Here is a 17,859-nt window from a genome sequence, read left to right as displayed (position 1 = left end):
TCGCTCACCACGGTCCCGTTCGCTCGGGGAGCGGATCGACGGTCTCGACCATCCGGTCGGCGAGTCGTTCGAGCAACGCCGTCTTGACGTCCCCGGCGGCCGCGTCGTCCCAGCGGTTGTCGAACTCTCCCGGATCGTTCGCGAGGTCGTATAGCTCTCCCTCGTCGGTGCCGTGGTGGACGACGAGCTTGTGCTCGGCCGTGCGCAGCATCGTCGCGAAGACGGGCGGGTCGGCGTGGCGTCGGGAGGCGTCGTAGAACTCACAGTAGGCGGACTCGCGCGGGTGGTGTTCCCGCGTGCCGGCGAGCAGCGGCCAGAGCGACTCGCCCTGTATTCCCGCCGGGTGCTCGACGCCCGCGGCGTCGAGCAGCGTCGGTGCGAGGTCGACCAGTTCGACGATGTCGTCGCGGACGACACCCTGTTCGATCTGGCCGGGCCAGGAGACGACCAGCGGGACGCGGACGGCGGGATCGTAGAAGTACGGTCCCTTCTTGTAGATCCAGTGGTCGCCCAGCATCTCGCCGTGGTCTGCTGTGAACAGGACCAGCGTGTCGTCTCGCTGGTCGGTCGCGTCGAGCGCGTCGAGTAGCCGTCCGATCTGTTCGTCGACGAACGCGACCATGGCGTAGTACGCCGCGCGCACGAGGCGATGCTCCGCGTCGTTCAGTGTCGCGCCGGGGTGGCTCCCCTGCTCGCTGGCCTCGCGCTGGACGGACGGCTTGTCGGCCAGTTCGCCCGGTTCGCGTGCCGGCAGTTCCGCGCCGATGCGGTCGAGCGCCCGCTCTAGGGACGCCGCCGGCGGATCGAACGGGTGGTGGGGATCGAAGTAGTTCAGCGAGAACAGCCACGGCCGGTCGTCGTCGGCCGCCGTCTCGACGTACTCGATGGCGCGGTCGGTACACCAGGTCGCGTGGTGGTGGGCCGGTGGCATGCCGGTGTCGACGTACGGTGATCCTTCGTAGGGCGTGCGCTCGAACGCTACGTCGCGGTCGGCGAGCCACTGCCGGTACTCGTTGGCCGGGTGCGACTCGCCGGGGTTGGGCGACCAGTGGAAGGTTCCGTAGCCGTCGGCAATCCGCCGTGTCGGTTCTCGTACCAGTTCCGACGTTACGTCGTCTGGATTGGTGGGGCCGAGATGGAGTTTGCCGGCGAGCCCACAGCGGTAGCCGTGCGCGGCGAGGACGGTCGTCACGGGCCGTTCCTGGCGGGGCATGGGCTGGCCGTTCTGTCGACAGCGAGTCGTCCGCGGGTAGCGACCGGTGACGAAACTGGCGCGACTCGGGGTGCAGACGGGCGACTGACAGACGGTCTGATCGAAGCGCACGCCCCGGTCGGTGAGTCGGTCGATGGCCGGCGTCTCGACGGCGGTGTCGAAGGCTCCCAGCGCGTCGTACCGATGCTGATCCGTACAGATCCACAGTACGTTGGGTGGGTCCGGCATACGCTGTCGACGAGCGCCAGTCTCCTATCTGTTACCCAACTATCACGAGTGGTTCGGCACTGCCACGAGTCGTTTCGCGACGGGACGGAGCGGCGTTCGCGGCCGAACGGCTGGCGTCGGAACCACGTTCGCGCGTGGACCAACTTTCTTGCTCGCCGGCGCCGACGTTTCAGGGGTCATGGTCGAACGTCCAAACGTCCTCGTCGTCCTCACCGATCAGCAGCGCTGGGACACCGTCGGCGCGTACGGAAGTCCGATGGATCTGACACCGAGACTCGACGCGATGGCAGCCCACGGGACGACTGTCGAACAGGCGGTCACGCCCCAACCGCTCTGTGGCCCCGCACGCGCGTCACTCCAGACCGGACAGCACGCGACGACGCACGGCGTCTGGAAGAACGGGCTGACCCTGCCGGAGGAACCACTGCTGGCAGCGTCCTTCGATGCCGCAGGCTACGATACTGCCTACGTGGGAAAGTGGCACCTCGCAGCGACGGGGACCGATCCAGTCCCGCCCGACGAGCGCGGCGGGTACGACTACTGGCGGGCGGCCGACGTGCTTGAGTTCACCTCGGGACCAACCGGTGGTGACATCTTCGACGAGGACGGCGAGCGCCACACGTTCGACCAGTACCGCGTCGACGCGATGACCGACTACGCACTGGCGTACCTGCGAGCGGAGCGAGAGCGTCCGTTCTTCCTGTTTCTCTCGCATCTCGAACCCCACCACCAGAACGATCAGGAGGCGTACGTCGCGCCCGAGGGATACGCCGACCGCTACACAGACCCGCACGTCCCGCCCGACCTCAGGGGTGTGCCTGGCGACTGGTACGAGTCGTTGCCCGACTACTACGGGATCTGTCGCCGCATCGACGAGTGCCTCGCCGACCTCCTCGCGGAACTCGACCGTCAGGGCATCGCCGACGAGACGCTGGTGGTCTTTACTTCGGATCACGGCTCACACTTCCGCACGCGCAACGACGAGTACAAGCGAAGCCCTCACGAGGCATCGATCCGGGTTCCATTGGTCCTGCGCGGTCCGGGCGTGCCGTCGGGTCGCCGTCTCGACGAGGTGGTGAGTCTGCTCGACCTGCCGCCGACGCTACTCACCGCGGCCGACCTCGACGTGCCCGACGAGATGGAGGGGCGTCCGATTCAGGCGCTGTTTGACGACGAGGACGCAGCGACAGGCGACACCGCCGTCGCGTGGCGCGACGGTGCGCTGATCCAGGTGAGCGAGTCCTGTCTCTGCCGGGCGCTGCGGACCGACCGCTACACGTACGGCGTGATCGATCCCGACGCCGACCCACACACCGACGCGGCCAGCGACAGCTATCGAGAGTGGTACCTCTACGACCTGCGCGCCGATCCACACCAGCGGGTCAACCTCGCGGGCAACGAGGCGTACGCGAACGTCGCCACCGACCTGCGCGAACGACTCGCCGACCGGATCGAGCGCACGGAGGGCGAGCGCCCGACGATCACGCCCCCGGCCCATCCCTCGTACTGACGACAGGGAGCACCAGCGCCTCAGAGCGGCGTCACTTCGAGTCCTTCGGCGGCGACGTCCTCGATGGTCGCCTTCCAGCCACCGACGCTGATGTCGCCGTCGTCGGTCGCGAGCACGAGCGAGGCCTGTACGGGTGGTGCGACGGAGTAGTCCGCCGCCACCGGGCCAGCGAGTTCGTAGTCGACGATCTCACCCTCCCAGCTTCCGCTGCGGTGCGTGACTGTGTTCGTCCCCCGCACGGTCGCGTAGAGGTGTGTTTCGTCGGACAGTGCCGCTTCCAGATCGAGGATCGCTCGCCACGGGTCGAGATAGCGCCGCGGGAAGCCGTTGCCCTCCTGGTGGCTCGTCGAAGTCCGCCAGATGCCCTCACAGTAGTTCTGGAACAGCAAGACGAGGTTTCGCTCCTGCGTGACGATGTAGGGCTGGCCGCTCCGACCCGGGTGCTTGCTGGAGAAGACGCCGTACTCGCGGTCGGCGGCGACGAGCGTGTCGGCCGTGCTGCGGTGGCGCACCCGGAGTCCCTCGGGAAAGTCGTACTCGGCCAGTTCTGGATCGGACTCGCTGACGAGCAAGCGGACGGTCACGTTGCGGTCCAGCGCGTCCTCGACCGTCTCTCGGATGTCCGGGTAGCGGTGGCCGTCGATGGAGACGGTCAGACACCACTCTGCGGCCTCGATTGCCTGCCGGACGTGACGCAGTGCCGACTGGTACTGACTCACCATCGTCACGAACGCGTCGGTGTTGTCCTCGGTGCGGTGATACACCTGTTCGAGTTCCGTGACCGCAGTCGAGACCTTCTGGGAGAGGTCGTCGATCCGACGGCGCTTGAACTGATTCAAGACGGCCTGCGGGGACGGCGCGCTCACTTCCTTGCCGCGGCTCTGGGCGTGGACCTCGACCAGTCCCTCCTCGGTCAGGTCGTCGATCACGTCGTAGATGCGGGCCTGGGGCACCCCGGACTCGTCGGCCAGCTCGGTGGGGGTCGCTCGACCCAGCGTGACCGCGGCGAGGTACGCGCGCGACTGGTACTCCGTCAGGCCGAGCGACTGGAGGTGATCCACGATCTCCGTGTCCGTCATGACTCACCCCACTCGATCGGCGCTCTGTGGAGTTCGAACGCGCCGTCCTCGCGGGCGACCTCGTAGTACGCGTCGTCGCCGCGGTCGTCGCTGACCACGTCGAGATACCGGAAGGTCGCGAACGTCTTTCGCCCCGTCTGGCTGTCTCGCCCGGCCACACCGTCGTCACGCTCGTTCTCGGCCACACCGCCCGCCGCCCACAGCGGACCGGCCGGCGTCACGTCGTGGACTGTTTCGAGGTCGTGGCTGACCGCCAGACCGGTCCGAAGATTCCACGTCTTCCCGTGGTCGACGGTCCCACTGCCCTCGTAGAAGACGTGCCAGACCGGCGCGTCGCGAGCGGGCACCACACAGGAGATGCGGGTGTGGTGGTCGTGCCAGAACTGGCGGCCGAGGACGGGATTGTCCGGGTGGCGCTGCCAGTCCTCGCCGTCGACGCTCGTCGCCAGATGGGCCTGCTCTGTGGTCCCGTCGTGGCCCGCGTAGAACATGTGATAGCGCCCGCCGACCGTCAGGACGACGGGGTCTTTCGCGGTCACACAGTCGCTTTCACCGGCTCTCGGCCGGAGTACGGTGCGTGCCGTCGCCGGGTCGAGCGCCCCGGGGTCCGCCACGGGCGCGAGCGCCTGAATCGTCCAGTCGTTCGAACCGTGATCGACGGGGAGGTACACCCGGAGGTCGCCCGAACGGGGATCGGTCGCCATCGCCGCACGCTCGACGCTGACGACGCCGAGCGCCTCGGCGGTGAGTGTCACCAGTTCGTCGAGGTCGCCACTGCGGTCGGCGTAGATCGTCACGGCGCGACCCCGCTCGGCTGCGGTTCGCTCGCGGACCGCGAGCAAGCGCTTACCGTCGTACCAGTGGACACAGGGCGCGCCGGTCCAGTGACCCTCCTCGGCGGTAGCCGGTCGGGCGAGCGTCGTCGCTCGGTCGCGGTGCAGGTCTGGTGGGGGAGCGTAGCTGCTCATACCGTGTTAGACTTTCCCACACAGTATAGGCTCTTTGATTACAACCACTGATGATAGTTGTATTCCCCTAGATTTACTAACTCTTTCTGTGAACATCATGGTGGATCATGAAGGATTCTGATCGACCCACCCGATCGCAGGTGAACAGGCGCAGATTCATCACGACGGCCGGTGCCACCGGGGTGACGGTCCTCGCCGGGATCGGTCAGGCAGGTGCCCAGACCGACACGGGCCAGGGCGGAACGTTCACGCTGGAGTACGTGGACGTCGACGGCGACCGTGCCGCCGAACAGTTCCAGCCGATCATCGACGAGATCAACAGCGAGTACGACGCCGAGGTCTCCCTGAACTTCAGAGAGATCCCCTACGACAATATGAAACAGCAGTTGCTCACGAGAGTGGGCGCGGGCGACGAACCCGACGTCGCCGCTATCGACCAGATCTGGCTGGGCGAGTTCTACCAGAGCGGGAACTTGATGACGTTCGACGACGTGCGCGACCAGATCGACTTCGACGACTACTTCGCTGGCTTTCAGGAGGCGATCGTCCAGAACGACGAACTCGTCGCGTTCCCGATCACGACCGACGTGCGCGGGATGTACTGGCACAAGAGCATGTTCGAAGAGGCAGGGCTGGACCCCGACTCGCCCCCCGAGACGTGGTCGGAGTTCTACGAAGCGGCCCAGCAACTCCACGATCCGCCACAGACCTACGGGACGGGCATCATCGTCACCGCCGGCATCTACAGCGTCCCGCTGTTTGCGGCCGGCGGACGGTTCCTGAACGACGATGGGGAACCGGCGTTTCAGGAGGAGGCGGGCGTGCAGGCCGCGACGTTCTTCGACGACATCTACAACAACGAGGCGATCGGCCCGCCGGAACCGATCACCGGCGGGAGTGGTTTCCCGCAGGGGTTCCTCGGCGGCGAGTACGCGACGACACCCGTCTACGGCTCCTGGATGGACTTCTTCGGACGCAACGAGGGATTCAGCAACGAGGAGATGCTGAACCAGTTCGGCTTCGGCGTCACGCCGTACCCCGAGGGCGGCCAGCCCGCGACGATGAACGGCGGCTTCGCGTGGGCGGCGTTCGAGACGACCGAGCGCCCGGACATCGTCAAGGACTTCATGACACGGATCTCCACGCGGGATTTCAACCGCGTTATCGCCCGCGAGACCGGGCGTATCCCCACCCGGCAATCACTGCTCGACGCCGACGAGGTGTGGGAGAACATCCTCTGGGCCGACGAGATCAAGGGCATGCTCGAGTTCGGTGCGACTCGACCGGTCAACAACTGGTCGATTGTCAACGAACGTGTCTCCACCGCGCTCCAGCGCGTCGCGTTCGACCGCATGGAACCCCAGCAAGCGATGGAACGTGCCGCAGAGGCGGTCCGATCGGACCTCGGATAACCCGGATCGATGCCAGACGAGCCATCGTACCTCTCGCGCCTCGACGCCGAGGACGGTCGCCAGCAGGAGTCGATGAGCCGCGGTGAGCGTCTCTTCGAGGCCGTCGACAGCAGACTGCCCTACATCATGATCGCGCCGGTGTTTCTCGTCGTCATCGGGCTGATCCTCTACCCGGCCGTCTGGGCGTTCAAGCTGAGCCTCTACGAGACCCAGATCGTCAACCTCGACGACCAGACGTGGGTCGGTCTCCAGCACTACGTCGACATCCTGACGGACCCGTTCTTCTACAAGATCATGAAAAACAGCGTCGTGTTCGTCGGCTCCAGCGTCGTCGGCCAGGTCCTCATCGGCACCGGGCTGGCGATCCTGCTGGACCGCTCGTGGCTGAGCGACCGACTCACGCGTCTGTTCCGGGCCAGCTACATCCTGCCGTGGGCGACGACGGCGGTGATCGTCGGCTACTCGTGGACGTTCATGTTCAACCCCCGCGTCGGACTGGTCAATCAGTTCCTGCGCTTTCTGGGCTGGGCGAATCCGCCGGCGTGGATCAACAGCATCGAGTGGGCGATGGCCGCCGTCGTCATCATGAACGTCTGGCGCGGGACGCCGTTCTCGCTGATCTTCCAGACCAGCGGTCTCCAGAGCATTCAGGAGACGCTGTACGAGGCCGCCGACGTCGGCGGGGCGTCGGCGCTCCAGACGGTGCGCCACGTCACGCTCCCGCTGTTGCGCCCCTTCATCCTGATGAATCTCATCCTCGTGACGCTGTTTACGTTCAACGTCTTCGGGATGATTCTCGTGATGACGGGCGGTGGCCCGCTCGACGCGACGAACGTCCTCGCGCTGTACATGTACGAGACCGCCTTCGATCTGGGCCAGTTCGGCAAGGCCAGCGCGCTGGCGGTGCTGCTCTTTGGCTTCAACGTCGCGACGGTCGCGTTCTACCTGAAAGCGTTCGGCGGTGTCAGACAGGCGGTGTGACATGAGAGGGACCTATCTATGAGCGTCAGAGACCACCTCACCCGGTATCGCTATCACTGGGCCAACGCGACGCGGTTCGCACGCCAGCACCCGCGGAGTGCCCTCGTTCGCCTCTCGGGGATCGCCGTCATGGTGCTGGCCGGGGCGTACTTCGTCCTGCCGCTGTACTGGCTGTTCAGTGCGGCGTTCAAGGCCCCACGAACGATCGATTACCCGCCGAACCTGATCCCCGAAGCCCTGAGTCTGGAGAACGTCCGGGCCATCGTCTTCGAGACGCAGTTCGTCGGGCAGTACCTCGTCAACAGCGTCCTCGTCGCGCTGGGCGCGGTCGTCCTCGTCCTCCTGCTGGCGACCCCCGCGGGCTACGCGTTCTCCCGCTACGACATCAAGTACAAACAGTACCTGATGGTCGCGATCCTGTTCGTCCAGATGATCCCGTTCCTGGCGATGATCATCCCGCTGTACCGGATCTTCTCGGTCGTCGGCCTGCTGGACACGCTGCTGGTCATCACGCTGTTGTCGGCGGCCAACACCACCCCGGTCGCGACCTGGCTGATCAAGGGGTACTTCGATACGGTGCCCGACGGGCTGGAGGAAGCGGCCCGCGTCGGCGGGGCCTCTCGGTTTCAGGCGTTCCGCGTCATCGTCCCACTCGCCAAGCCGGCGCTGGGCGCAGTCGCGCTGTATGCCTTCGTCGGCGCGTGGAACCAGTTCATCATCCCGCTGACGTTCATCTCCAGTCAGAGCAAGTGGGTCTACCCCGTCGCGCTGTACGAGTTCATCTCCCTGCGTGGCGTGGTCAACTGGGGACTGCTCGGCGCTGCAAGCCTCGTCGCGATGTTGCCGGTGCTGGTGCTTTTCGTCGTCTTCCAGCGGCAGTTCGTGGCGGGCCTGACCGGCACTGAATTCAAAGGATAACCATGAGTACGATCACACTCGACCACGTGACGAAACGGTTCGCGGACGTAACGGCAGTCGACGACGTCGATCTGGAGATCGCGGACGGCGAGCTACTGGTGCTCGTCGGCCCCAGTGGCTGCGGGAAGACGACACTGTTGCGAACGATCGCCGGTCTGGAGACGCCCACGGAGGGCGACGTGTACCTCGGTGAGCGCCGCGTCACCGACGTGCCCGCCCGGAAGCGTGACGTGGCGCTCGTCTTCCAGAACTTCGCGCTGTTTCCCCACATGACCGTCCGGGAGAACATCTCGTTCAACCTCAGGATGCAGGGCGACCTCTCGACGGCGGAGATCGGCGAGCGCGTCGTCGACACCGCCGAGATGCTCGGGATCGAGGACCTGCTCGACCGCGCGATCAGCGAACTCAGCGGCGGCCAGAAACAGCGCGTCTCGCTCGGTCGGGCCATCGTGACGAACCCGGCGGCGTTCATGCTCGACGAACCACTCGCGAACCTCGACGCGAACCTCCGCGATCAGATGGAGACCGAGATCGTCCGCCTCCAGAAGCAACTGGGGATCACGACGGTTCACGTCACGCACAATCAGAGCGAGGCGATGACGATGGGCGACCGCATCGCGGTGATGAACGACGGGACGATCCAGCAGATCGGCGAACCGGAGACGGTGTTCTACGAGCCGGCAAATCGCTTCATCGCGGAGTTCATCGGCAGTCCGACGATGAACCTCCTCGATGCGACGGCCGTCTCGGATTCGATCTCCGTCGACGGCGACGGCACACAGGTACTGACGATCCCGGTCCTGCTCGATACGCCCCACGACGCGGTCGTCGTCGGGTGTCGGCCCGAGCACGTCACCGTCGAGCACGGGCACGTCGAAGGCGAGGAGTGGCTGACGACCGGGATCGCGTTCACGGAGTTCCACGGGGCGAGCAAGTACCTCTTTCTGGAGTCGCCGGGGATCGACCAGATCGTCGCACACGTCGATTCGAACGCCGGGTACGAGCAGGACGACACGGTGAGCGTTCGGTTCCGCCCCGACGAGGTACACGTCTTCGACGCCGCCAGCGGCCAGCGTGTCGGGGCACGTCCGACCGAAGACGCACAACTGGAGTCAGAGCCAGTCGAACGATGACCGAACCGATCCTCGTCGACGGCGAGACGTTTTTCGTTTCCGACGACGACGTCGGTGGTCTCTTCCATCGGGACACGCGGTATCTCTCGGCGCTCTCGGTGGCCGTCGAGGACCGCCCGCTGACGCGGATCGGGACCCATCAGGACCACCCCTGGCATCGAGCCGTGACGAGTGCAGATGTCCCGACGTCGGTCAATCTCGTCGAGGACGCCGCCGAGCAAAAGCACACGAGCGTCGTCCTGCAACGCGAGCAGGTCGTCGCCGAGGGACTCGGTCTCGTCGAGCGACTCTCGCTGACCAACCACGCGTCACGCCCGCTCACGACGACCATCTCGATCACGGTCGACACGGACTTCCGTGATCTGTTCGAGGTGCGCGATCTCGAAACGGATCTGGAACGGACCATCGATCGGTCGATCGGTCCCGACGGCGTGAGCTACCGGTACGACGCCACGCACGACAGCGTTCCGTCACGCGAGTCGAGCATCGCCACGAACCCCCGACCGGACGAGGTCGTCGAGGGAGACGGGAGCGACACGGCGACGAGGCTCGGCTTCGACTGTCGACTCGGTTCCCAGCAGACCCGTGAGATCACCCTCGCGGTGTGGCTGGACGCAGCGACGCCGGCCGTGGGTCACGGGGCGATGGAGCAGGCTCGCGAGCGGGCGAGCGAGCGCCCCGTCGCGATCGACACGTCGGCGCTCGCAGACAGCGAGTACGCACCGCTGTTCGCGCAGGCCGCCAGTGACCTCGCGGCACTGACCACCGAGACCGACCACGGGCCGGTCCCGCTCGCCGGTGTCCCCTGGTTCGCGACGGTGTTCGGACGCGACGCGATCATTACGGCGTATCTGACCCTCCACGTCGCGCCCGAACTGGCCGTCGGGACGCTCCGTTATCTCGCCGCTCATCAGGGAACGACGACCGACGCCTTCCGCGAGGAGCGCCCGGGGAAGATCTTCCACGAGTACCGCTCGGGTGAACTGGCACGCCGCGGCGACATCCCCCACGGCCCGTACTACGGGACGATCGATGCGACGCCGCTCTGGATCGTGCTGCTCGACGAGACCGTCCAGTGGACCGGCTCGGCGGCGTTGCTGGCCGAACTGTGGCCGAGCGTCGAGCGGGCCGCCGAGTGGCTCGTCGACGCCATCGATCGCGTTGGCGACGATCCGTTCCTCTACTACGAGGCCGCCGAGAACGGACTCGCGCACAAGGCCTGGCGCGACACGGTCGACAGCGTCCAGTTCGCCGACGGGAGCGTGGCCGAACCACCGCTGGCGAGCGTCGACGTGCAGGGGTACGCGTACGATGCGCTCACCAGAGCGAGTGCGCTCGCGCGCGACCGGGACCGGACCGACGCGGCCGACCGCTGGCGCGCTCGCGCCCGGCGACTCAGTGACGCGTTCGACGAGACGTTCTGGCTCCCGGGAGCGTCGTACTATGGGGCGGCACTGACGACGGATGGCCGCGTGGTCGACTCGATCACCTCGAACGTCGGCCACTGCCTCTGGTCGGGCATCGTCCCCGACGAGCGAACCGACGCCGTCGTCGACCGTCTCCGCTCACCCGATCTGGCTACTGAGTGGGGTGTTCGGACCGTGAGTTCGGACGCCGCCGGCTACAGTCCCGTTTCCTACCACGTCGGCAGCGTCTGGCCCCACGACAACGCGTTGCTCGCGCTCGGGACCAGCGCCGTGGGACGCCACGGGGCGACGGAGGCCATCGCGACGGACGTGCTCGACGCCTGTTGCGCGCTCGACGACTGGCACGTCCCCGAACTGTACTGTGGGTTCGCAGACGGGCCGCCTCGGCGTTATCCGGCCGCCTGCGAGCCACAGGCCTGGAGCGCTGCGACGCCGTTCGCGCTGGCCCGCGCCCTGTTCGACCTCCGGCCGGGTGAGAGTGGCCCCGTCGCTGGAACTGATTCGGACGCGGTCGACTTCGGCCCGGCCACACTCCGCGCGGTCGGGCGGCCGTGGGAGGACTGACGATGCGGGTCCTCCTCGTCGATATCGATTCGCTGCGCCCGGACCATCTCGGTGCCTACGGGTACGACCGGGCAACGTCGCCGACCATCGACGCTCTCGCTGCGGACGGCGTCCGGTTCACCCGCGCGTTCGCCTCGGACACCCCCTGTCTCCCCAGTCGGACGGCGCTTTTGACCGGCCGCTTCGGGGCTCGGACTGGTGTCGTCACCCATCTCGGCTCGGGCCAGCGGTTCGAGCCACCCATCGAAGGGATCGACCGACATCCGACCGTGCCGCTGTTCCCACGGCGCCTCGCGGACGCCGGTGTCAGGACGGCGACGGTCAGTAGCTTCGGTGCCCACCACGCGGCCGCTCACTTCCCCGGTGCGTTCACCGACGCGCTTCAGCCCACCCCACGCAAGGCCGACGAGACGGCGGCGGACGTGACCGCCCGCGCTCGCGAGTGGCTCGACGACCACGCCACCGCGGACGACTGGCTCCTTCACGTCCAGTACTGGACGGTCCATCATCCGTACGGCGACGTGAGCAGGGAGGTCGCGGCGTTCGACGACGACTGGTCGCTCGACTGGCCCGACGCGACCGCTCTGGCCGCCCAGCGCGGCGTCACCGGTCCGCGGACTGCCGATCTGTGGCCGACGCCCGACGCCGTCGGCGATCCGGCCTACGAGCAGCAGTACGGTGACTGGCCGCTGCCCGAGCGGTTCGAGACAGTCGACGACGTTGCCCACCTCGTCGACGGCTACGACGGGAGTGTCCGCCGTGTCGACGACCACGTCGCGCAGTTGCTCGATGCGCTCGGCGACCACGGCGTGCGCGCGGAGACGACCGTCGTCGTCACGGCCGACCACGGCGAGGCACTGGGCGAGCATGGTCTCTACGCCGACCACGCGCTGGCCCATCCCCCCTGTCAGCGCGTGCCACTCGTGGTCGCCGGCCCCTCTGTCGACCGGCCGGGCGAGACCGTCGACGAGCAGGTCTATCAGTTCGACCTCGCGGCGACGCTGTGTGAACTGTTCGATGTCGACGTTCCGTCCGACTGGGACGCCCGCTCGTTCCGAACCGCGCTCGGGGATGCTGCATTCGAGGGCCGGCCGGCGCTGATCTGTGGGCACGGCGTGTACACCTTCAGCCGCGCGGTGTACGCCGACGACTGGGTGTACGTGCGCATTCTTCACCCCGGCGTCTTCTCCCATCCCGGACTGTTCAACGCCGAGGAAGCGGGACCGGGTGGCGGTCTCGAACTCCTGCACGACCTCACATCGGACCCACACATGACCGAGAACCTGATCGAGGAGCGACCCGACGTGGCCGACGACCGCAGGCGCACACTGGCCGACTGGCAGGAGTCGGTCTCACTGACGGCGGACGCCGCCGGGACCGATCCGCTGGCCCGGATGACCGTCGAGTCCGGCCCGTTTCGCTACGTCGACCCGGACGAACTGCTGGCGTACTATCACCGTGCTGGGCGGTCGACGGCACAGCGAGCGGTCGTCGAGCGAGCGCGGGACGTGCCCGACCGCTGAGAGCGTCGTCGAACTGATCGTCGTTACTGCGCACTGACGACCGTCGGTCTCATACCGATGGTTGTCGCGATTTACCGGTGAGCGTCGCCACGGGGGAGGCACACACCGGTACGCAACGACAACTTTCGGTATCAGTCCATCCTGACCGGAATCCACCAGACGCGACTTCTGCCGCCCACTTTCTTGCTCGTGAGGTCCGTGCTCTCTTGCAGGTCGTGGAGTTTGTTCAGCGCGGTCCGACGTGAACACCCCAGTCGCTCGGCGACCTCCGAAGCCGTCAGTGGCTCCGCGTAGTCATCCCGCTGTTTGAACACGTCGATCACGTCCGATTCGGTGTACTCGACCTCACGTCCGGGTGGTGACATATGATCGGTTTCGGGTGGGAGGTATTTATCGGTTGTCCGGGGTTCGAACACGCATATCCCAGTATTTGGGACTATCGAGATACAAACTGTATGTGATATGTATCTGGGAACAACGATCGTTCCGGGACGGCCCTCCCGCAGCACTTGTGTGGGGTGTTACAGGGGTTGTAACAGTTGTCGGTGGGTAAGTATAGGGGGTTGGTGCCCACGAGTACGAACGTGGTACCGTGCCGTCGTGCGACTCTCTGTGTCTCGCCGACCCATCACTCGTCGTGCGACGGCCGACCACCACCCCGCTGACGAACGGTCCGATTGGTCCTCGGTTCCCGATTACTGCTCTTCGGCCCTGACATCGGACAGGACGGTTTTCAGTGGCTGGGAGCGCGCTCTGATCGCTTCGAACTGGTCGTTCGCCCACGCCACCATCGTCTCGTCGTCGGTTTCGAGGAGCGCCCGAACGTTGTTGCTCTCGTCGTACGCCGCGATGCCTGCGCTGTCCTGTCGTATCATGAGGCCGTCGGTCAACGGTTCCGGTGCGATCCAGACCGAGACGTTGTCGTGTTCCTGACTCCGATCTAGTGCGGTCTCGAAGTCGGTCGCCGACCGTTCGAGTACCCCGCTGTCGATCACCATCTCGACGCACAGACCCGTTTCGAGCAACCGTGCGACGGTCTCGTTGAACGAGCGTGTGACGATCGGTGTCACGGTCTTGATGTCCTCGTCGCCGCTCGCTTCGAGCCACTCGATGATCCGGTCGACGACCGCGAGGGGGTCCTGCTCGTTCGCCGCGGTGATCCGCCCGGTCTCGAAGGCTTCCGCCGGAAGCGGCTCTTCGAACTCGTCGAGATGTGCCGCAAGCGGTGCGAAGCGGTCGGCGCGTTCGACGGTCGTCGCCAGCCGTCGGTGGTGCTCGACGACCCGTCGGCCGGTGATCGTCGCCCGGTACCGACCGTCGCGCTTCACGACCCACGCCCGTTCACGAAACCCGGCGAGGATCCGCTGGACCGTCGTCCGCGTCGCGTCGACGCGGTCACAGAGTTCCGTGGGTCGTAACGGCTCCTCGCTGAGGGCTTCCAGCAGCGCCGGCCGATGGCACGACCCGGTCAGAAACTGGAGATCACGGGTCAGATCCTCATCGGTCATCGTTCGTCGGCAATTATTGACTCGCGAACAAATAGCTGACGCCCGACCGTCTCGCCTGTCACACCGACCGAGGCGCTCACTCTCCGGTTCAGATCGTGTGACCTGCCGTCGTGGGCAACTGCACAGTCACGTTTGTCCGTTGGCGCTCGGTCGTGACGCGAACGTCGACGGTGATCCCGAGTACGTGGGTCTCGTCGGCACGCTCCTGGACGACGACGCCGTCGACCGCCTCGCAGTCACCGAAGGCGCGACCGCTGCCGTCGGGACACTGACCGTTGGCCCACTGGCTGGCAGCCGTCTGATTGAAGCGGATCGTCCGCGCGACGCCCTCGTCGAGGCGGGCCGTTTCGATCGTCTCGACGCGCGGTTCGAGCCGGTCTCTCAGCGAATCGACCACCGCCGCCCGCCGACTCCAGTCCGCCGTCGAATTGGTGTGGACCGCCGTGTGGAGCGCTCGATCCAGACTCGCCGTCGCGTCGCTCGTCGGATCGTCGTACTCGCCACTGGCGCGCACGTCGGCGTGATAGCCAAGCTGGAGGTAGGCCACGACGATCGGAATCAGCGCCACCGCGACGACGACCGCAGCGACGAGGACGAGCTGGCCGCGACGGCGTGTGCCGGGTGCGTGACGCTCGAACATCTGCTCGTTTCTGACTCTCGACCGTGTATAAATGTGTGGATCCGGGCGATCCGTTACCTGCCCCACTCCTCGTGGGCCTCGCTCACGCCGAGAACGAGCACGATCAGTAGCGAGCCGACCGTCACCAGTCCGCCGAACCAGTTCACCAGCGCCCCGGTCAGCGCCGGGAATCTGGCGGTCAGATCGACGAACACCCGCACGTCGAGTGCGACGATCACGACCGCGCCGACGAGATTAAAGAGGAGGTCGAAGGCGGTGTCGCGCCAGCCGTAGTGGACGAGCACTGGCTCGATGTCGTAGCGGTCGCCAACGGCACGGGCGAGTAGTTCGATGAGTTCCCAGAAGACGCCGACGACGAGGACGAACGCGAGCGTCGCGACCGGGACGGCGCTCGCGGCCAGTCCCACGGCACCCGCGTCGACGGCGACGAGTAGTCCGGCGTACAGGAGTGCCGTCACCAGCATCGCGGAGACGGTGTGGGTCAGGTGGTCCCACCACCAGACCGAGTCGTACCACCCCAGCATGCCGACCGAGTGCAGGACACCGGCGACGGCGACCCACAGCGGCAGCGCCGGCGCGACGAGTCCGCCGGTCCACGCCGACTGTGTCTCGGCGACCAGCACCAGCGACACCACGGCGGCGGCGCTCGTCGCCAGCGTGTTCACTATCGCGGCGACGTTCCAGCGCCGGATCGCGGTGATGGTACACCAGCCCAGCGCGCCGAACAGGACCGCGAGCAGGCCAAGCGTGAGCGTGTCCATCCGGCTAGAACGTGGCGGCGGCCCGGCAAGACTGTTTCCCGGCGTCCACGAACACCCCGCCGTGGTGGGGTGCTACTGGCGCACGTCGAGATACCGGTCGGGGACGTGGCCGTGTAGCTCCTCGGGGACGAGCGGGACGAGCAGCCCGATCAGCACGTCGGCGATGTCGGGCAGGTGTCGTCTGACGGCAGTGTAAGCCCCGGCGACGGCCACACTGGCGAGGACGACCCACTGGTACGAGCCGTCGAGCATGAGCACTAGCGGCACCGCGAGCACGCCCGTGAGCAACAGATCGCCGGGCGAGCCGTCGTAGCCGATCAGCCGTCGCGGCGCGATCCAGCGACCGTGATAGTGGTTGTACACCGCCCGGTCGGAAGTCCCTTCCCACGGACGCAGTTCTAGCCCACCGCCGAACGCGTCGGCGACACTGTGGACGGCCGCCGCGAGCAAGAACAGCGCCGCTGTGACCGTCGCGACGCTCGGCAGGAGGCCGGCGAGAGCGACCGCGACACCGGCTGCCAGCGAATAGTACACCGGGAAGTGCAGCGTCTTCCGGTGGCCGGCATACATGTCCGCGTCCGGGAACACGCCCCCGAGCAGTCCCGCCGCGATGGCGACGGCCCCGAACTCCGGGGCGACGGCACTGACCGCCAGCCCGAGCACCATCCCGCTCAGGGCGTGGGTCGGCAACATCATTGTGTCCACACTCAGGGGACAGAAGTTATTAAGTCGTTCGTGTGTGGGGGTGACGGTCGAGTGCTACCGATCTGTTCCGGCGACCACGTCGGCGTCGGTCGGTCCCTGTCCGTCGTAGCGTGCGACGTACTCGTCGAGCGTGGCCGGGTCGTCGACTCCCGGTAACGACGCTTCCGCCGTCGTACACGTCGCGTCGATGCCGAGTCGCTCACAGACGAGATCGGTCGTCGCCTCGGCCATCTGGCGGTAGGTCGTCAGCTTTCCGCCGACGACACTGACCATGTTCGCGACGCCGTCGTCGGCGTGGTCGAGGCGGAAGAAGCCACGCGAGATACCCCGGCGGTCGCCGTCGCCCTCGTCGGGTGCGTACAGCGGGCGCACGCCCCACCAGCGCCGGACTTCCGGTGCGTCGGCGACTGGCGGGAGCATCGCCCCACACTCCTCGATCGATCGCTCGACCTCCCACTCGGCCCGTTCGTACTCGTCGGGATCGGTGACGGGCACGCTGGTCGTCCCCAGCACTGCTTCCGTCTCGTGTGGCACCACGATGTCCCCGTCGTCCGGGTCCCGACAGCGATTCAGGACCGGGATCTGGTCGTCGTACTCGACGGAGACCATCACGCCGCGAGCGGGGGCCATCGACACGTCGACGCCCGCCAGCGCCGCGACCTCGCCGGCCCACGCACCGGCCGCGTTGACGACGTACTCCGGTTCGAGCGTCGCGTCGACGCTCCCGCCGAGTCGCGCCGATTCGACCGCGCCGTCCGTGACGGTGAGGTCTGTCAGCGGCGCGTGCGGGTGGACCCTCGCGCCGTGTGCCTCGGCGTCGACGGCGTTGGCCGCGACGAGTCGCGACGGATAGATGACGGCGTCGGGGACCCAGAACGCTCGCTCGACGTCGGGAGTGAGGTCGGGCACGCGCTCGCGGGCCTGCTCGGCGTCGAGCAGTTCGGTCTCGATGCCAACGGCCTCGCAGGCCGCCAGTTTCGCCTCGAAGTAGTCGGGATCGTCGTCCGGTAACTGGACGAACAGACCGCCGGTGTCGCGGATGCACTCGCCCGCGATCGAGCGGAGGATCTGATTCTCCGCGATACACTCCTCGGCACCGGTCCGGTCGGCTTCGGCGTAGCGCGCGCCGCTGTGCAGGAGTCCGTGGGACCGACCGGAGGTCCCGCTGCCGAGACCGCCGCGTTCGGCCAGCGTCACGTCGACGCCCCGCAGCGCCAGATCACGCGCGATACCCACGCCGGTCGCGCCGCCGCCGACGACGAGAACTGTTGGGTCTGTCATCGTTCTAT

The 17,859-nt window shown here is 66.8% G+C and carries 16 protein-coding genes; 7 read left to right on the top strand and 9 right to left on the bottom strand.

What is annotated here, in order from left to right; all coding sequences use genetic code 11:
• Nucleotides 1-4: 4 nt before the first annotated feature.
• On the bottom strand, nt 5-1,441 hold the full coding sequence (locus tag AC5FRW_RS09910; RefSeq protein ID WP_493568291.1) for a sulfatase family protein: 1,437 nt from the start codon (nt 1,439-1,441) through the stop codon (nt 5-7).
• 178 nt (nt 1,442-1,619) lie between these two features.
• On the opposite strand from AC5FRW_RS09910, the gene AC5FRW_RS09905 reads away from it, so the two are divergent.
• Nucleotides 1,620-2,951, top strand: a complete 1,332-nt coding sequence (locus tag AC5FRW_RS09905; RefSeq protein WP_493568290.1) for a sulfatase-like hydrolase/transferase — start codon at nt 1,620-1,622, stop codon at nt 2,949-2,951.
• Between the two features lie 20 nt (nt 2,952-2,971).
• Here AC5FRW_RS09905 and AC5FRW_RS09900 read toward each other — a convergent pair whose 3' ends face one another.
• Complete coding sequence (locus AC5FRW_RS09900) at nt 2,972-4,030, bottom strand: TrmB family transcriptional regulator (RefSeq protein ID WP_493568289.1); 1,059 nt, start codon at nt 4,028-4,030, stop codon at nt 2,972-2,974.
• Nucleotides 4,027-4,998, bottom strand: coding sequence for a hypothetical protein (locus AC5FRW_RS09895; protein WP_493568288.1), 972 nt, complete (start codon nt 4,996-4,998; stop codon nt 4,027-4,029). Before AC5FRW_RS09895 ends, AC5FRW_RS09900 begins: the two co-directional genes overlap by 4 nt.
• 107 nt (nt 4,999-5,105) lie before the next feature.
• Here AC5FRW_RS09895 and AC5FRW_RS09890 point away from each other — a divergent pair, with 107 nt between their 5' ends.
• Genes AC5FRW_RS09890 through AC5FRW_RS09865 form a run of 6 tightly spaced genes read left to right on the top strand, consistent with a single transcriptional unit; the run spans nt 5,106 to nt 12,956 of the window.
• Nucleotides 5,106-6,410, top strand: a complete 1,305-nt coding sequence (locus AC5FRW_RS09890) for an ABC transporter substrate-binding protein (protein ID WP_493568287.1) — start codon at nt 5,106-5,108, stop codon at nt 6,408-6,410.
• Nucleotides 6,411-6,419: 9 nt separating this feature from the next.
• Complete coding sequence (locus tag AC5FRW_RS09885; RefSeq protein WP_493568286.1) at nt 6,420-7,391, top strand: carbohydrate ABC transporter permease; 972 nt, start codon at nt 6,420-6,422, stop codon at nt 7,389-7,391.
• An 18-nt stretch (nt 7,392-7,409) separates the two neighbouring features.
• Entirely contained in the window at nt 7,410-8,309 is a 900-nt protein-coding gene (locus AC5FRW_RS09880; protein WP_493568285.1) for a carbohydrate ABC transporter permease, read from the top strand.
• A gap of 2 nt (nt 8,310-8,311) precedes the next feature.
• The gene (locus tag AC5FRW_RS09875; protein ID WP_493568284.1) at nt 8,312-9,442 is read left to right on the top strand and encodes an ABC transporter ATP-binding protein; all 1,131 of its coding nucleotides are present in this window, start codon (nt 8,312-8,314) and stop codon (nt 9,440-9,442) included.
• The gene (locus tag AC5FRW_RS09870; protein ID WP_493568283.1) at nt 9,439-11,433 is read left to right on the top strand and encodes an amylo-alpha-1,6-glucosidase; all 1,995 of its coding nucleotides are present in this window, start codon (nt 9,439-9,441) and stop codon (nt 11,431-11,433) included. Before AC5FRW_RS09875 ends, AC5FRW_RS09870 begins: the two co-directional genes overlap by 4 nt.
• 2 nt (nt 11,434-11,435) lie before the next feature.
• A complete protein-coding gene (locus AC5FRW_RS09865; protein ID WP_493568282.1) occupies nt 11,436-12,956 on the top strand; it encodes a sulfatase in 1,521 nt (506 codons plus the stop codon).
• 131 nt (nt 12,957-13,087) lie between these two features.
• Here AC5FRW_RS09865 and AC5FRW_RS09860 read toward each other — a convergent pair whose 3' ends face one another.
• The 6 genes from AC5FRW_RS09860 to AC5FRW_RS09835 form a co-directional block, all read right to left on the bottom strand.
• Nucleotides 13,088-13,321 carry an HTH domain-containing protein gene (locus tag AC5FRW_RS09860; RefSeq protein ID WP_493568281.1) on the bottom strand — a complete coding sequence of 78 codons (234 nt, stop codon included), beginning with the start codon at nt 13,319-13,321 and terminating at the stop codon, nt 13,088-13,090.
• 330 nt (nt 13,322-13,651) lie between these two features.
• Entirely contained in the window at nt 13,652-14,464 is an 813-nt protein-coding gene (locus AC5FRW_RS09855; RefSeq protein WP_493568280.1) for a helix-turn-helix transcriptional regulator, read from the bottom strand.
• Between the two features lie 88 nt (nt 14,465-14,552).
• Nucleotides 14,553-15,104 carry a DUF7261 family protein gene (locus AC5FRW_RS09850; RefSeq protein WP_493568279.1) on the bottom strand — a complete coding sequence of 184 codons (552 nt, stop codon included), beginning with the start codon at nt 15,102-15,104 and terminating at the stop codon, nt 14,553-14,555.
• Between the two features lie 53 nt (nt 15,105-15,157).
• On the bottom strand, nt 15,158-15,865 hold the full coding sequence (locus tag AC5FRW_RS09845; RefSeq protein ID WP_493568278.1) for a DUF2238 domain-containing protein: 708 nt from the start codon (nt 15,863-15,865) through the stop codon (nt 15,158-15,160).
• A 72-nt stretch (nt 15,866-15,937) separates the two neighbouring features.
• A complete protein-coding gene (locus AC5FRW_RS09840; RefSeq protein ID WP_493568277.1) occupies nt 15,938-16,561 on the bottom strand; it encodes a metal-dependent hydrolase in 624 nt (207 codons plus the stop codon).
• 63 nt (nt 16,562-16,624) lie between these two features.
• On the bottom strand, nt 16,625-17,851 hold the full coding sequence (locus tag AC5FRW_RS09835; RefSeq protein WP_493568276.1) for an FAD-dependent oxidoreductase: 1,227 nt from the start codon (nt 17,849-17,851) through the stop codon (nt 16,625-16,627).
• Between the last annotated feature and the right edge of the window lie 8 nt (nt 17,852-17,859).

It is taken from the genome of Halomicrobium sp. HArcht3-1, from assembly GCF_058933345.1.
The sequence above is the reverse complement of the archived record's forward strand: the minus strand, read 5'-3'. Positions and strand labels throughout refer to the sequence as shown.

Excerpts from the sequence above, each read along its gene's own strand:
- AC5FRW_RS09910 (WP_493568291.1), bottom strand. The coding sequence starts at position 1,441 with ATGCCGGACCCACCCAACGTACTGTGGATCTGTACGGATCAGCATCGG.
- AC5FRW_RS09905 (WP_493568290.1), top strand. The coding sequence starts at position 1,620 with ATGGTCGAACGTCCAAACGTCCTCGTCGTCCTCACCGATCAGCAGCGC.
- AC5FRW_RS09900 (WP_493568289.1), bottom strand. The coding sequence starts at position 4,030 with ATGACGGACACGGAGATCGTGGATCACCTCCAGTCGCTCGGCCTGACG.
- AC5FRW_RS09895 (WP_493568288.1), bottom strand. The coding sequence starts at position 4,998 with ATGAGCAGCTACGCTCCCCCACCAGACCTGCACCGCGACCGAGCGACG.
- AC5FRW_RS09890 (WP_493568287.1), top strand. The coding sequence starts at position 5,106 with ATGAAGGATTCTGATCGACCCACCCGATCGCAGGTGAACAGGCGCAGA.
- AC5FRW_RS09885 (WP_493568286.1), top strand. The coding sequence starts at position 6,420 with ATGCCAGACGAGCCATCGTACCTCTCGCGCCTCGACGCCGAGGACGGT.
- AC5FRW_RS09880 (WP_493568285.1), top strand. The coding sequence starts at position 7,410 with ATGAGCGTCAGAGACCACCTCACCCGGTATCGCTATCACTGGGCCAAC.
- AC5FRW_RS09875 (WP_493568284.1), top strand. The coding sequence starts at position 8,312 with ATGAGTACGATCACACTCGACCACGTGACGAAACGGTTCGCGGACGTA.
- AC5FRW_RS09870 (WP_493568283.1), top strand. The coding sequence starts at position 9,439 with ATGACCGAACCGATCCTCGTCGACGGCGAGACGTTTTTCGTTTCCGAC.
- AC5FRW_RS09865 (WP_493568282.1), top strand. The coding sequence starts at position 11,436 with ATGCGGGTCCTCCTCGTCGATATCGATTCGCTGCGCCCGGACCATCTC.
- AC5FRW_RS09860 (WP_493568281.1), bottom strand. The coding sequence starts at position 13,321 with ATGTCACCACCCGGACGTGAGGTCGAGTACACCGAATCGGACGTGATC.
- AC5FRW_RS09855 (WP_493568280.1), bottom strand. The coding sequence starts at position 14,464 with ATGACCGATGAGGATCTGACCCGTGATCTCCAGTTTCTGACCGGGTCG.
- AC5FRW_RS09850 (WP_493568279.1), bottom strand. The coding sequence starts at position 15,104 with ATGTTCGAGCGTCACGCACCCGGCACACGCCGTCGCGGCCAGCTCGTC.
- AC5FRW_RS09845 (WP_493568278.1), bottom strand. The coding sequence starts at position 15,865 with ATGGACACGCTCACGCTTGGCCTGCTCGCGGTCCTGTTCGGCGCGCTG.
- AC5FRW_RS09840 (WP_493568277.1), bottom strand. The coding sequence starts at position 16,561 with ATGATGTTGCCGACCCACGCCCTGAGCGGGATGGTGCTCGGGCTGGCG.
- AC5FRW_RS09835 (WP_493568276.1), bottom strand. The coding sequence starts at position 17,851 with ATGACAGACCCAACAGTTCTCGTCGTCGGCGGCGGCGCGACCGGCGTG.